The organism is Bacteroides sp. OF04-15BH, assembly GCF_003477995.1.
In the GTDB taxonomy this organism is placed as follows: Bacteria; Bacteroidota; Bacteroidia; order Bacteroidales; family Bacteroidaceae; genus Paraprevotella.
Genome location: NZ_QUEM01000048.1, coordinates 1 through 14,666, shown reverse-complemented (window position 1 = coordinate 14,666; position 14,666 = coordinate 1). Strand labels below are relative to the sequence as shown.

Annotated in this window: 11 protein-coding genes, 1 tRNA gene and 2 pseudogenes; 12 read left to right on the top strand and 2 right to left on the bottom strand. The window is 49.6% G+C overall.

Annotation, left to right across the window (positions count from 1 at the left end):
- Nucleotides 1-22 precede the first annotated feature (22 nt).
- The 8 genes and pseudogenes from DXA74_RS16945 to DXA74_RS14695 all read left to right on the top strand — a co-directional run bounded on the left by DXA74_RS16945 (nucleotide 23) and on the right by DXA74_RS14695 (nucleotide 8,047).
- A pseudogene (locus DXA74_RS16945) lies at nucleotides 23-444 on the top strand (DUF4433 domain-containing protein).
- Nucleotides 441-1,499, top strand: coding sequence for a macro domain-containing protein (locus tag DXA74_RS14725; RefSeq protein ID WP_199666197.1), 1,059 nt, complete (start codon nucleotides 441-443; stop codon nucleotides 1,497-1,499). The pseudogene DXA74_RS16945 and the gene DXA74_RS14725 overlap by 4 nt, the downstream one beginning before the upstream one ends.
- A 281-nt stretch (nucleotides 1,500-1,780) precedes the next feature.
- Entirely contained in the window at nucleotides 1,781-2,632 is an 852-nt protein-coding gene (gene hisG, locus DXA74_RS14720) for an ATP phosphoribosyltransferase (RefSeq protein ID WP_118528854.1), read from the top strand.
- Nucleotides 2,633-2,686: 54 nt separating this feature from the next.
- The gene (hisD, locus tag DXA74_RS14715; protein ID WP_118528852.1) at nucleotides 2,687-3,973 is read left to right on the top strand and encodes a histidinol dehydrogenase; all 1,287 of its coding nucleotides are present in this window, start codon (nucleotides 2,687-2,689) and stop codon (nucleotides 3,971-3,973) included.
- 13 nt (nucleotides 3,974-3,986) lie between these two features.
- Nucleotides 3,987-5,027 carry a histidinol-phosphate transaminase gene (hisC, locus tag DXA74_RS14710; RefSeq protein WP_118528850.1) on the top strand — a complete coding sequence of 347 codons (1,041 nt, stop codon included), beginning with the start codon at nucleotides 3,987-3,989 and terminating at the stop codon, nucleotides 5,025-5,027.
- Between the two features lie 11 nt (nucleotides 5,028-5,038).
- On the top strand, nucleotides 5,039-6,148 hold the full coding sequence (hisB, locus tag DXA74_RS14705; protein ID WP_118528848.1) for a bifunctional histidinol-phosphatase/imidazoleglycerol-phosphate dehydratase HisB: 1,110 nt from the start codon (nucleotides 5,039-5,041) through the stop codon (nucleotides 6,146-6,148).
- 239 nt (nucleotides 6,149-6,387) lie between these two features.
- Entirely contained in the window at nucleotides 6,388-6,966 is a 579-nt protein-coding gene (gene rbr / locus DXA74_RS14700; RefSeq protein ID WP_118528846.1) for a rubrerythrin, read from the top strand.
- Nucleotides 6,967-7,054: 88 nt separating this feature from the next.
- Entirely contained in the window at nucleotides 7,055-8,047 is a 993-nt protein-coding gene (locus DXA74_RS14695) for an acyltransferase family protein (RefSeq protein ID WP_158576092.1), read from the top strand.
- A 20-nt stretch (nucleotides 8,048-8,067) separates the two neighbouring features.
- Here DXA74_RS14695 and DXA74_RS14690 read toward each other — a convergent pair.
- Nucleotides 8,068-8,140, bottom strand: a tRNA-Trp gene (locus tag DXA74_RS14690).
- Nucleotides 8,141-8,216: 76 nt separating this feature from the next.
- A complete protein-coding gene (locus tag DXA74_RS14685; RefSeq protein ID WP_118528842.1) occupies nucleotides 8,217-9,509 on the bottom strand; it encodes a clostripain-related cysteine peptidase in 1,293 nt (430 codons plus the stop codon).
- A 104-nt stretch (nucleotides 9,510-9,613) separates the two neighbouring features.
- On the opposite strand from DXA74_RS14685, the pseudogene DXA74_RS14680 reads away from it, so the two are divergent.
- From DXA74_RS14680 to DXA74_RS14665, 4 genes and pseudogenes are all read left to right on the top strand, one after another.
- A pseudogene (locus tag DXA74_RS14680) lies at nucleotides 9,614-10,574 on the top strand (glycosyltransferase).
- Nucleotides 10,575-10,808: 234 nt separating this feature from the next.
- A complete protein-coding gene (locus DXA74_RS14675; protein WP_233550575.1) occupies nucleotides 10,809-11,900 on the top strand; it encodes an MraY family glycosyltransferase in 1,092 nt (363 codons plus the stop codon).
- An 18-nt stretch (nucleotides 11,901-11,918) separates the two neighbouring features.
- Nucleotides 11,919-13,448, top strand: coding sequence for a lipopolysaccharide biosynthesis protein (locus tag DXA74_RS14670; protein WP_118528838.1), 1,530 nt, complete (start codon nucleotides 11,919-11,921; stop codon nucleotides 13,446-13,448).
- Nucleotides 13,445-14,602: a Coenzyme F420 hydrogenase/dehydrogenase, beta subunit C-terminal domain gene (locus DXA74_RS14665; RefSeq protein ID WP_118528836.1), complete on the top strand. Its 1,158-nt coding sequence runs from the start codon at nucleotides 13,445-13,447 to the stop codon at nucleotides 14,600-14,602. Before DXA74_RS14670 ends, DXA74_RS14665 begins: the two co-directional genes overlap by 4 nt.
- Nucleotides 14,603-14,666 lie beyond the last annotated feature (64 nt).

The following is a 14,666-nucleotide window of genomic DNA, read 5'->3' as shown; positions in this document are numbered from 1 at the left end:
GGGTTAAGTATGCGCTAAATTAATTCCGCCAACGGGTTTATATAAGATTAAAACAGGCAATGGAGTACGAAGTTATCCTCAGGAAGATATTATTTTTATATGTTGTAAAATTGGAAAAATAATAGATTTTACGAATGAATGGTGTTTTACTGACGGACATGCAAAGTCCAGAATTACTGAGTTTTATAATGACTTGTTTATCTTTCGAGAATTGATTGGGACACTGTGAATGCTCTTCATTGGAATAATACTTTTGAGGATATGGATCGGTGTCGGAAGAAGCAGGCTGAATTTTTGGTGAAAGATTTTCTTCCTGTTTCTTGTATCGGTTGTCTGGGAGTCAGAAATGAAGAACGAAAGGTAGATGTTAAATTAATATTGGAAAGTTTGAACCTGAATATTCCTATATATGTAGATAATAATAATAGGCTATATTACGAATGATTAAATATATAAAAGGGAATTTGCTTTCTGCTCACACTGAAGCCCTTGTAAATACTGTAAATACTGTTGGTGTGATGGGAAAGGGTATTGCTTTACAATTTAAGGAGCGATATCCGAACAATTTTAATGCGTATGTACTTGCTTGTAAGGAAAAACGTATTTATCCGGGAAAGTCTCTTGTGGTGAAAGACCGGTATATGGATGAGGAGGTTTTGATTATTAATTTCCCGACGAAAGTTGATTGGCGTAAAAAGTCGCAATATACTTATATAGAAGAAGGATTAAAAGATCTGGTTCAAATTATTATGCATTATCAGATTAAGAGTATTGCTCTTCCTCCATTGGGTTGTGGTAATGGAGGATTAAATTGGGAGCGTGTGAAGGAACTTATTGAGCTTTATTTACACCCTGTTTCTGGTAATGTTGAAATTTTTGTTTATGAACCTAATGCTGATGTAAAGGAGATTTTAAAGAAAGAGCAGAAGAATAAGTCTGCTTCTTTGACTCCGGCACGGGCTTTATTGCTTTATGCTTTATTTTACTATGATGCAACAGGTGAGAAAGCTAGTCTGTTTGTGGCCAATAAACTGGTTTATTTTTTTCAGAGGTTGGGGGAATCCTCTTATAAGAATCTGAAATTTCAAGCTCATTATTATGGTCCCTATTCTGTACAAGTAGGGCATTTGGTACATGTTATGAGTGGAAAATATATTTTAGGAGTGGAACAGATGGACGTCAAACCTTTTGAAGAGATTACTTTGGTTTATGACACCATGAAAGAAGTCAGCGATTATGTTCGGAATCATTTGATCAGTGAGCAAAGAAAACGATTGTCTCATCTGATAAAATTAATAGATGGTTTTCAGTCAGCTTTAGCCTTGGAGGTCTTGGCTTCTGTTGATTTTATCCGGAAAGAAAATCCAGGTATTGATAAAAAAGAGACCATTCAGAAAATAAGGGAGTGGACAGAAAGAAAGAAGAATTTGTTTAGTGATCGGATGATTTCTATTGCCTATGATCATTTGGAAGATTATAAGGAATTTCTTTTATACTGATATAGATTGTATTGTTTGTTGCTGATTGTACTGAAAAAATCTCTCAATTCATTTGAAAAATGCGCAGCAATCATTATCTTTGTCGCGGAAGAATAAAAAAGCAATAGAAATGAATCAATTGAACGTTACATTCCACCATCATCATCCTAACGTGTAGAAACTCGGTAGGCGATGAGGCTATGTATATAGTTCAGATCAGGATATTGAGAGGCTTGCCGGGTAACCGCAAGCCTTTTTTTTGTATTTTCAAAAGTATATTTGTAAATTTAAAACGAAATATTATGTTGAGAATTGCCGTACAGTCAAAGGGTCGTCTTTTCGAAGACACCATGGCACTCCTGAGCGAGGCCGGAATCAAAGTAAGTTCCAGTAAACGTACCCTGTTGGTACAGTCCTCCAATTTCCCGGTCGAGGTACTTTACCTGCGCGATGACGATATCCCGCAGTCTGTAGCCACCGGTGTTGCCGATGTCGGTATCGTGGGTCATAATGAGTTTGCCGAGCGTGCTGAGGATGCCGATATTGTCCGTCCTTTAGGCTTCAGCAAGTGCCGTCTGTCTCTGGCCATCCCCAAGGCTGTAGACTATCCGGGCTTGAGCTGGTTTGCTGGTAAGAAGATTGCCACCTCTTATCCCGGTATCCTGAAGAATTATCTGAAGCAGAATGGGGTAGAGGCCGACATCCATGTCATCACCGGTTCGGTGGAGATTGCCCCGGGTATCGGACTGGCCGATGCCATTTTTGATATTGTCAGCTCCGGTTCCACTCTGGTCAGCAATAACCTGAAGGAAGTGGAAGTGGTGATGCAGAGCGAGGCCCTGTTGATTGGTCACAAGGGACTGTCGGAAGAGAAGCGCGCCATTCTCGACGAACTGCTTTTCCGCATCGAGGCCGTGAAGAGTGCCGAGGACAAGAAATATGTGCTGATGAACGTGCCTACCGACAAGGTGGCCGATGTGGTAGCCGTGTTGCCGGGCGCCAAGAGCCCTACCGTGATGCCGTTGGCTCAGGAAGGCTGGAGCAGTGTGCACACCGTGCTCGATGAAAAATGCTTCTGGCACATCATCACCCGTCTGAAGGAGCTCGGTGCTCAGGGCATTCTGGTGCTTCCGGTCGAGAAGATGATTCTCTAATGGCCCATCTCTCTATAATATATAAGGTAAGAAACTAAAAAATACATAAGCATCATGAAGATCATCCGTTATCCCGAACCCGCACAGTGGGAAGAGTTGCTTCGTCGTCCGGCCCTCGATGTGGCCACGTTGAACGACACGGTACGCACCGTTCTGCAGGAGGTACGCACACGCGGCGATGAGGCGGTCAAAGATTTTGAAGAGCGTTTCGACCATGTCCGTCTGGACAGTCTGTCGGTCAGTGAGGCCGAGTGGGCCGAGGCCGAGACATTGGTATCCGAGGAACTGAAGGAGGCCCTGCGTCAGGCACATGCCAATATCGAGAAGTTCCATGCGGCGCAGCGTTTTGAGAGCCGTCCGGTAACCGTTACCGAGGGAGTCACCTGCTGGCAGAAGTATGTTCCCATTGAGAAAGTGGGCCTTTATATTCCCGGCGGTACTGCTCCGCTCTTTTCCACGGTACTGATGCTGGCCACTCCGGCCCGCATTGCCGGTTGCGGTGAGATCGTGCTCTGCACTCCACCCAACCGCGAAGGCAAGATTCATCCGGCCATTCTTTATGCGGCCCGTGTAGCCGGTGTGAGCAAAATTTTCAAGGCCGGCGGTGTGCAGGCTATCGGTGCCATGGCCTACGGAACGGAATCGGTGCCCAAGGTCTATAAGATTTTCGGTCCCGGCAACCAGTATGTCACAGCTGCCAAGCAGCAAGTGTCGCTTCATGATGTGGCAATCGACATGCCGGCCGGTCCTTCCGAGGTGGAAGTGCTGGCCGACGAAACCTCCCGTGCCGACTTCGTGGCTGCCGATCTGCTCTCTCAGGCCGAGCATGGAGTGGACAGTCAGGTATTGCTGGTCACCACTTCCGAGACGCTGATTCCTCAGGTTGTGGCCGAGGTCGAGCGTCAGCTTGCCCAGCTGCCGCGTCAGGAGATTGCCAGCCGTGCCCTCGAAAGCAGCAAGATTATTCTGGTGCGCGACCGTGCCGAGGCCTTGGCGCTGACCAACCGCTATGCCCCCGAGCATCTGATTATCGAGACAGCCGACTATCTGGAGCTGGCTCAGGGCGTTGTCAATGCCGGCAGTGTCTTTCTGGGTTCCTACACTCCCGAGAGTGCGGGCGATTATGCTTCCGGCACCAACCACACCCTGCCTACCAACGGCTATGCCACAGCCTATAGCGGTGTGAATCTCGACAGTTACCACCGCAAGATTACCTTCCAGGAACTTACTCCCGAAGGAGTGCGCCGCATTGGCCGCACCGTCGAAGTCATGGCAGCCAACGAGCATCTCGATGCCCACAAGAATGCCATGACCCTTCGTTTGAACAGTCTGAAATCTTAAAAGTAAAAGCCTTATGAAGAATCTGGAACAACTTGTCCGTCCCAATATCTGGCGCCTGAAACCCTACAGTTCCGCGCGCGATGAATATAAAGGAGTAGAGGCCACCGTTTTTCTCGATGCTAACGAAAACCCCTATAATGCTCCATACAACCGTTATCCCGACCCGTTGCAGCAGCCCCTCAAGCAGACTCTGTCGCGCATCAAGGAGGTACCGGCATCTTCTATCTTCCTGGGTAATGGCAGCGACGAAGCCATTGATCTGGTGTTTCGTGTGTTCTGCGAACCGGGTCAGGACAATGTCGTGGCCATTTCGCCAACCTACGGAATGTATGAGGTCTGCGCCGACATCAACAATGTAGCCTACCGCAAGGTGCCGCTCGACGAATATTTCCGTTTCCGTGCCGACGATCTGCTGGCCGCCTGCGACGAGCATACCAAAGTGATTTTCCTTTGCTCGCCCAATAACCCCTGCGGCAACGATCTTTCCCGTCCGGAGATGGAAAGCCTTCTGGAGCGTTTTCCCGGCATTGTGGTTATCGACGAAGCCTATTCCGACTTTTCCGAGCAGCGTCCTTTCCGTCTGGACTTGTCCCGTTATCCCAACCTCATTGTGCTGAACACCTTCTCCAAGGCCTGGGCTTCGGCAGCCATCCGTTTGGGTATGGCCTACGCTTCGCCCGAGATTATTGCCCTGTTCAACAAGGTGAAGTACCCTTATAACATCAATCAGCTCACTCAGGATCAGGCCATGAGCCAGCTCGACCACCGTTTTGAGATCGAGAAGTGGATTTCCACCCTGAAAGAAGAGCGCACCCAGATGATGCGTGCCTTTGCCGAACTGCCTTTGTGCCGTTATGTCTATCCCAGCGATGCCAATTTCTTCCTGGCCCGTGTAGATCAGGCCGACCGCATCTATCATTATCTGGTGCAGCGCGGCATCATTGTGCGCAACCGCAGCCGTGTGGAGCTTTGTCAGGACTGTCTGCGTGTGACCATCGGTACTAAAGAAGAAAACAACACCCTGCTGGCTGCTTTACGCCAGTATCATCCTTAAACGATATATTTATGAGCAAGAAGAGAGTTCTTTTTATTGACCGTGACGGTACCCTGATTCGCGAGCCGGAGGATTTTCAGATTGATGCCTATGAGAAGCTGAGCTTCGTGCCGGGAGTGCTCCGCAATCTGGGACACATTCGCCGCCAGTTGGACTTTGAGTTTGTCATGGTCAGCAATCAGGACGGTCTGGGCACCGATTCCTTTCCTCACGAAACATTCTGGCCGGCCCACACTCTGATGCTGGGCGTTCTGGCCAGCGAAGGCATCACCTTCGACGACACCCGTATCGACTGCACTTTCCCCGAAGAAAATCAGCCCACCCGCAAGCCCGGCACCGGTATGCTCACGAAGTATATGGACGGCAGCTACGATCTGGCCGGCAGCTATGTCATCGGCGATCGTGAGACCGATGCCCAGCTGGCGCTGAATCTCGGTTGCAAGGCCCTGATTCTGAAAAAGCCCGACGAGCATTCTTTCCGGAATCCGGCCATCACCTACGTCGACAGCTGGGATCAGATTGCCGAACTGCTTTTTGCCGGTGAGCGCATTGCCGAGGTAACCCGCACCACTTCCGAGACCGATATCCGGGTGCGCATCAATCTCGACGGTCATGGCAGTTGCCATATTGATACCGGCATCGGTTTCTTCGATCACATGCTCGAGCAGATAGCCCGCCACGGACAGCTTGATCTGGATATTCAGGTACGCGGCGATCTGCAGGTAGACGAGCACCATACCATCGAAGACACCGCTCTGGCTTTGGGAGAATGTCTGCGTCAGGCTCTCGGCGACAAGCGCGGCATTGAGCGCTACGGCTTTGCCCTGCCTATGGACGACTGCCTCTGTCAGGTGGTGCTCGATTTCGGAGGCCGCCCCTGGCTGGTTTGGGATGCCGAGTTCCATCGCGAATACATTGGCGGCATGCCAACCGAAATGTTTTTCCATTTCTTCAAGAGCCTGAGCGATGCCGCCCTGATGAATCTGCACATCCAGGCCCGTGGCGACAATGAACACCACAAGATTGAAGGCATCTTCAAGGCACTGGCCCGCAGTATCAAGATGGCGGTGCACCGCGATATTTATCATTATGAATTACCCTCAAGTAAAGGAGTGCTTTAAGGCACTCCTTTTTTTTCGAAAAGATCCTCAAAAACTTTGAGTTATCAAATAATTACGTATCTTTGGGGCATAACTTTCCATAGAAAGCTTTTTGGCCATTAAGCTTTATTAACTCAAAAATAATTTGTAATTATTACAACTTTGGAAATAAATTACTATCTTTGCAGTGTCAAAAGGAAAACAGAAAGACAAATTGAGAAGATAAGTAATAATATAAAACTAATAAAAGGATATAGATTATGGAAAAGAGTTTAAAAGGAACCCGTACTGAGAAAAATTTGATGACTTCATTTGCCGGCGAATCACAGGCCCGTATGCGTTACACCTATTTTGCCAGCGTAGCGAAGAAAGAAGGATATGAGCAGATTGCCGCTATCTTCACTGAGACAGCCGATCAGGAGAAGGAGCACGCCAAGCGTATGTTCAAATGGCTCGAGGGTGGAATGGTCGAGATTCAGGCTTCATTCCCTGCTGGTGTTATCGGCACAACCCTGGAGAACCTGAAGGCTGCTGCTGCCGGTGAGCACGAAGAGTGGAGCCTCGACTATCCGAAGTTCGCCGAGATTGCCGACGAAGAAGGTTTCCCGGCTATCGCTGCCATGTACCGCATGATCTCTGTAGCAGAGAAGGGACACGAAGAGCGTTACCAGGCATTTGTGAACAACATCGAGAACATGAAAGTATTTGAGAAGGACGAAGAAGTGGTATGGCAGTGCCGCAACTGCGGTTACACCGTGAAGGGCAAGAACGCTCCTCAGGTATGCCCGGCTTGCCAGCATCCGCAGGCTTACTTCGAAGTGAAGAAAGAAAACTATTGATTTTACACATCCGGTCCGTCCGGTATCTGGTGCCTCCAGTTTCTGGGGGCACTTTTCTCGTATGGACCCATCCCTCTTTATCCAGAACATGCAGACCGAAAAAAAAGAAATCCATTCCCTTTACGCGTTGAAGGCCTTTTGCGCCATAGCGGTGGTGCTGATTCATACCGATTTCTATGGCAAAACCTATTTCATCCCGCTCACCCGTCTGGCGGTTCCCCTCTTTTACATGATTTCCGGCTATTTCCTTTTTGCCCACGGCGCTCCTTCCGGTGCGAAGTTGCGGCGCACCCTGTGGCATATCCTTGGCATCACGGTGCTGTCCACCCTGGTTTATCTGGCCTATAACTATGCCAACAGCTGGCTCTTTGCCCACGAGCACCACCGCACCGTCAGCTATATGCGCCTCTTCTTTCCCCGCGATTTCTGGCCCATGCTGCTTCTGGCCAATCCCTACAACGGCGTCCTGTGGTATCTCACCGCCTATATGCAGGCCCTTCTTTTGCTCTGGCTCTGCGTGCGCTTCCGGCTTACGGATGCCTGCATCCGTCTGCTTCCCCTGTTTTTTGCGGTAACCCTGCTGCTCGGCTGTTACTTTCCTTTTGAAAAACTCCCCCTGTATGTCTACCGCAATTTTTTCACCATGGCCTTTCCTTTTCTGCTTCTGGGAGCCTGGGTGCGCCGTTCCGAGGCTACACTTGTACGGTGGAGCAGGGGCGTGCTTCCCGTCGTACTGTTTGTTCTGCTGGCAGCGGCAGAGTATGTATTGCTCAAAGCCTGGGGACACCTCAGCTATGGCGACTGCATGATCAGCACCATCTACGGTGCCCTGCTTTTCTTTGTGCTTTGTCTTTCCCGTCCCGCAGCTTTCCGCGGAACCTTCTGGAGCTACCTCGGCCGCTATTGTTCCCTGAATATCTATCTGTATCACATCCTGATGATGAATTTCTGGCGTCATTTCTGCACCGCCACCGGCTTTCATCATCCTTCCCAGCTGCTTTTTCCCATTGTGCTGGCGCTCACCATCCTCTTCAGTCTGTTCTGGGCATGGATAAACACAAAAAGAGCTGCAAGTCATTGACTTGCAGCTCTTTTTGTAAGCACGGGAAGAGAGGCTCGAACTCCCGACACCCGGTTTTGGAGACCGGTGCTCTACCAACTGAGCTATTCCCGTAGACACTTGTTTCGCAAATGTTTTGCGTTAACGGCTGCAAAGGTAATCAAAATTTTTAAATCTGCAAACCGAAACGCTATTTTTCTTCATTTGTTGTCAGACTTTTCAGATAAGCGTTCTCTGTCCATCCGCTGGCCTTGGCCCATTCCGTATTGGCAAATGCCTGATTCAGATCCCCGTAGATACACGCTTCGGCGTTGGTTGTATAGCGCTGTTGCGGTACGAACGTCGAGATGGCCGAGAACTCGCCCGGAGTCAGCACCAGCCGGTCGCTCGGATAGTTGCTCCAGAAATTCACATAAGGAGTAGCTGCCGGATACAGCACACACGCCTCCAGCGCTGCCGTCCAGGTCTGCCGGTCCGCCTCTTCGGTAATCAGATGCAGCATCACCTGTTTCAGGTCATAATACTCCGGGCGGTAGAAATACTGCCATTGATAGCGGTCATACGCCAGCACTCCGTTCATGTCCGGTTCGCTGCTGCCCGCATATTTCTGGATCATGGTTTTGGTCACGGCAGCCAGATTCTCCAGTTTCTCTGTTTTCACGGCGCTGAGCACCACGCCCATGTCGCCATATTCACTGTAAGTCGAAGCCTGTTTCACATAGCCCTCGGTAAACGCCTGCGGGTTCAGCGGGTCCTGGAAGAACGCCTCATTCATCATATCCGTATATTGTGCGCCCACTCCCGGAATCTGTGCCGGTGAGGCGATCACCCAGTCCGTCACGTTTCTCAGGTCATACGCAGCCTCTACTCCCTGCATCAGGCACGAGTCGAAGAAGATGAATTTCGGGCGTATGCCGCTGTTGGCCACTGCTTCGGCCAGATCCGTGATATTCATCTGGACCCCCAGATTGCCGTCCGATGTGCGGTCCGACCACGGGTTTCCGTCGGCGCCCACATCAATGCCGAAGCCCCGTGAGGTGGCGCGGCTCACGTTAGTCGAAGGCAGCCATCCGTCCGAGTGCGACCACAGCACCAGGCCGTACGACTGCGACGGAAACTGTTCTCCGGTCCATTTCAGCAGCATCTCCAGCTGTTTCGGGTTCGAAGCATTCTGTGTGGGTCCGCATTGCAGCAGCAGTTTGGTGCCTCCTGCACTGATGCGGTACAGATACGACAGCGAGTCCTTGCACACATACAGCAGCAGCCGGTCGTCGGCGCTCATGTTTTTGGCTCCTTTTACCAGTTCCAGCGAGTCCGCCTTCACATTTCCGTAAAGCGAGTTACGCGCGTTCATATATATAAGCACCGTTCTTTTTCCGTTGCCTTCCGTGCCTCCCGGTACCACTTCATTTTCCTGACAACTGCCCAGCAGGCAGCAGACAGCCAGAAAACCTGTTTTCCATAACTTATTCCAACAAATCATAAGCGTAAGATTTTAAATTGCGTCAAAGATACGATAAAATCCGAAATTATTATGCTAATCTTTGTTGGATACACCTGAAAAGGCTATTTTTGTAAAAAATACCCATGAAAAAAGTCTCGATCATGATTCCTGCCTATAATGAGGAGAGCAGTCTTCCGGCCCTGTATCCCGCCTTATGTCGCCTGATGGACTCTCATCCCGCCTATTCGTGGGAAGTGCTTTTTGTGAACGACGGTTCCACGGACGGCACTTTGGATCTGCTTCGTGCGTACCGTGCTTCCGACCCGCGGGTAAATATTCTCGATTTGAGCCGGAATTTCGGAAAGGAACGCGCCATGCTGGCCGGATTCGACTATGTACGGGGTGACTGCATGATTCTGATGGATGCCGATCTTCAGGATCCCCCCGATGTTGTTTCTCGGATGCTGTCCTATTGGGAGGAAGGCTACGACGATGTTTACGGCCGTCGGATGGAGCGGGGAGAGGAGAGTTGGCTGCGTCGCCGTCTTTCCCTCTTGTTTTATGCCCTTTTGCAGCGCACCTCCCGTTTCGATATGCTGCCCAATGTGGGCGATTTCCGTTTGCTCGACCGTCGTTGCATCCAGGTGCTCCGCCGTTTGCGTGAGAGTGAACGCTACACCAAGGGTCTTTTCTGTTGGATTGGGTTCCGCAAGAAAGAAGTGCCCTTTGTGCGCGAGTCCCGTTGTGCGGGCAGCAGTCATTGGAGTTATCGGGCCCTGTTTGAGTTGGCAGTAGAGGGCATTACTTCTTTCACCACCGCTCCGTTGCGCTGGTCGGCGATGCTGGGTTTTACTGTAGCCCTGTTCACCTTTTTCTATATGCTCTATTTCTTTGTCAAGACCCTAGTCTGGGGCGATCCCATCCAGGGTTTTCCCACTTTGATTATTGTCATACTTTTTCTAGGGGGGAGTACAGCTGATTTCCTTAGGGATTATCGGCGAATATCTTGGGCGCATTTTTAATGAGAGCAAGCACCGTCCCCCTTATATAGCACGTAGTTATAATGAAAATCCAATTGTTTATGACTGTTATAATTCAGAGTAATATTTTTGAAAAACGTAAAGTTAAATGATGTCTTTAGGCCTGTCTTCTTAAAAAAATATATGATTTTTGTTGTTATTTCGGAATATAACCCTTATTTTTGTGACGCTTTTGGTGGTGTTTACCATTGTCAAAATGTCGTTTAGTCAATTCCGGTATACTGGGAGTGACTGCGGCGAAGCCGTTCTGAAAGGTCAGATATTTCGGAGTAGCAGTATTAAAAAGAGTTTGAATATTATGATTTATGCCATCCTCATATTTGTACTGTCTTTTTTGTTGACAATGTTGTCTTTACCACAGATTCTGTTGGTGTCTTATCGGAAAAAACTGTTTGATAAACCCGAGGCCCGCAAGCAGCATCGCACCCCGTCTTCCCGTTTGGGTGGTTTCTGCTTTGTTCCCGTGCTTTTTTTCAGTGTATCCCTTATGGGAGCTGTGATTATCAAGTTGGAGCCGGACACCTATTTGAGCACATATACCGATTCCTTGTCATGCATCACCTTTTTTGCGGCCGGTCTGATTCTGGTGTATATGATGGGTTTGCTCGACGATCTGGTCGGTTTGGGATATAAACGCAAGTTTGTGGTTCAGATACTGGGAGCCCTGATGCTTTGGCTGGCCGGTGTGGGTATAAATTCTCTGGGAGGTCTTTTCGGAATTACCGATATTCCCTATTGGCTGAGCCTTCCGCTTACGTTGCTTTTTGTGGTTTATATCACCAATGCCGTGAATCTTATTGACGGCATTGACGGTTTGGCTTCAGGTTTGGGCATTCTGGCCCTGGCGCTTTTTGTGGTGTTCAGCAGTTTGAAATTCCATTTGTTGAATTTGCTTCTGTTTTCATCCATGTTAGGTATCCTGCTGCCCTTCTGGTATTATAATGTTTATCGTCGCCGTCGGCGAAATTTCAAGCTTTTTATGGGCGATGGGGGCAGTCTCAGCCTTGGTTATGTGTTGGCCTACGGTCTGCTTATCTACATGCATCGCTATTCCCAGTTCGATCCTTGGGCATCCGGTCAGGCCCTGATTGGTTTGGCGGCATTTGTGGTGCCCTGTTTCGATATTGTGCGGGTCATGCTGGTTCGTGCCCGTGCCGGCAAGAGCATGTTTCTTCCCGACCGTAACCATGTCCATCACAAGATGATGCGTGCGGGTTTCAGTCCGTTGTGTTCCATGTATCTGCTGGTTTTGCTTTCTTTAGGATTTATACTGTTGAATATATTATTGGTTCGGTTTATGTCTGCCACATGGGTTGTGATATCCGATTTGGTTGTCTGGTGCTTGTTCCATTATCTTTTGAACCGGCGCATTCATGCCCGAACCGCTTGATATCATCTATTATTTTGAATGACAGATACGCAGTTAAGCAATAAACGAATAGCCAAGAACACCATTCTGCTTTATGTGCGGATGTTGCTTCTGATGCTGGTGAGTCTTTACACCTCGCGTGTGGTTCTTTCCACATTGGGTGTGTCCGATTTCGGTATCTACGGAGTGGTGGGCGGCATTGTATCCATGTTCACCTTCATCAACAGCGCCATGGCCACCGGCACCCAGCGTTTTCTTACCTACGAGTTGGGTCGTGGCGATCAGGTCCGTTTACGCAAGGTGTTCAGCATGAGTGTCAATATTCATCTGTTGCTGGCCGTTCTGGTGCTTCTGCTGGCCGAGACCGTCGGTCTTTGGTTCTTTTACGCCAAGATGGTCATTCCAGCCGCCCGTCTTACGGCCGCTTTCTGGGTGTATCAGTTCTCTGTGCTGGCCACTCTGGTGATGATTTTGAGTGTGCCCTATAATGCGGTGATTATTGCCCACGAAAGGATGTCCGCTTTTGCTTACATCTCCATTTTCGAGGTTGTGGCCAAGCTGCTCATCGTTTATCTGCTACTGTTCAGTTCGTGGGATCGTTTGATTTATTATGCCGCTCTGGTGCTGCTGGTGCAGCTCACCGTGCGCTTCATCTATAGTTTCTACTGCAAGAAACATTTTCCCGAGAGCGCTTACCACTGGGAGCCCGACAGGCAGCTCTTCCGTGAGATGGTCGGTTTTTCCGGTTGGAATTTCTGGGGCAACTGTGCTGCCATGGCCTTTACTCATGGACTGAATCTTCTGCTCAACATGTTTTTCGGTCCGGTGGTCAATGCAGCCCGAACCGTGGCGGTGCAGGTGCAGGGAGCTGTGTTTCAGTTCTCCTCCAATTTTCAGGTGGCTCTGAATCCGCAGATCACCAAATCCTATGCCTCCGGTCAGTGGGACTATATGCATTCTCTCATTTTCCGGAGCTCCAAGTTCACCTATCTGCTGTTGTTTGTGGTGTCGTTGCCCGTATTTCTGAAGGTGGACTATATTCTGGCCTTATGGCTCAAGGAGGTACCTCCTTATTCCGCCATATTTTTACGTCTGATACTCTGTGTGACGATTGTCGATGCAGTGGCCAATCCTTTTATGACCGCTGCCGCAGCTACCGGAAAGGTTAAGAAATATCAGACTCTGGTCGGCTCCATTCTTTTGAGTATTCTGCCCATATCCTATGTGGTGTTGAAGCTCGGGGGCCAGCCTTATTCCGTATTTATTGTTCATTTGTGCGTGGCTTTGATAGCCTTTGTGGCGCGTCTGTTGGTGGTTCGTCCTCTGATTCGCCTGTCTGTTGGAGCCTATTTGCGTCAGGTGCTGTTGCCTCTGTTTGCTTTCAGTCTGGTGGGTGTGATTCTTCCCGCCTGTTACAGCTGGTATTCCGACAACAGTTTCCTTTCTTTGGTGCTGGTGGTCCTGTTGAGTGGTGTTTCCACCCTTCTGTTTGGCTATCTTCTGGCACTGAGCAAGAGTGAACGGATCTTTGTCCGGAATAAGGTACAGACATTATTTTTGAGAAGATGATTCTGATACAGCATAAAAGTCAGTGTTGCGGTTGTGCTGCCTGTGTGCAGCGTTGTCCCCGTCAATGCATTCTTCTGGAGGAAGATACCGAAGGTTTTCTTTATCCGAAGGTAGATGTTTCCCGTTGCATTGATTGCGGACTTTGCGAGAAGGTTTGTCCGGTGCTTCATCCCGGCACCTCCCATGCTCCGCAAGCCTGTTATGCTGCCCTGCATCCCGATAAGCAGATTCGTGAGGCCAGTTCGTCCGGAGGCAGCTTCACGGCCCTGGCCGCTTCCGTGCTTGCATCCGGCGGTGTGGTTTTCGGAGCCCGTTTTGCTTCCGACTGGTCGGTGGAGCATGCTTACACAGAGACTCTCGAAGGTCTGGCCGCCTTTCGCGGTTCCAAGTACGTGCAGAGCCGCATCGGGTCCGCCTATTCTCAGGCCGAGACCTTTCTGAAGCAGGGTCGTCGGGTACTTTTTACCGGTACTCCTTGTCAGATATCCGGTTTGCGCCGTTTTTTGCGCAAAGACTATGAAGGCTTGCTTACTCTCGATTTTATTTGTCACGGAGTGCCCAGTCCGCTTGTGTGGCGCCGTTATTTGCAGGCGGTTCGTCCGTCTTCGGGCGATACATCTTTGCGGGGCGTTTCTTTCCGTGATAAAGAGCATGGCTGGCACAGCTATCGTGTGACTTTCCGTTACGACCATGCCTCTGTCAGCCGATATTTTTATGAAGATCCTTATATGCGCGGCTTTTTGGCCGATTTGTTTCTTCGTCCTAGCTGTTATGCCTGTGCTGCGAAATCATGCAGCAGTGGCGCCGATCTCACGATGGGCGATTTCTGGGGCATTGAGCATGTTCATCCCGAGCTGGATGACGATGGAGGGGTGAGTTGTATTCTGGTGCATACTCCTTCGGGAGCCCGCGCTTTACAACAGATTCCCCTGCAACTTAATTCTAGTACCTACCAGGAGGTTGTGCAATACAACCCCGCCTTGGAACATTCTCCCAAGGCATCTGCTGCCCGCCGTTCCCGTTTTTTTGAACTGTTGGCGCATCAGGGAGTGATCTCCGCCTGTGAGGAGCTGACCCGCGTGTCTGTGGCGAAGCGCCTTTTAAAACTGATCCGCTCCCTTTTAGGCAAGGTCCGTCGTCGGCTCTTGCGCTGAACCTGAAGAAACTTTAATTATATACCTGTTGGCGGAATTAAAAAACCGCCTGAAAATTAGTATA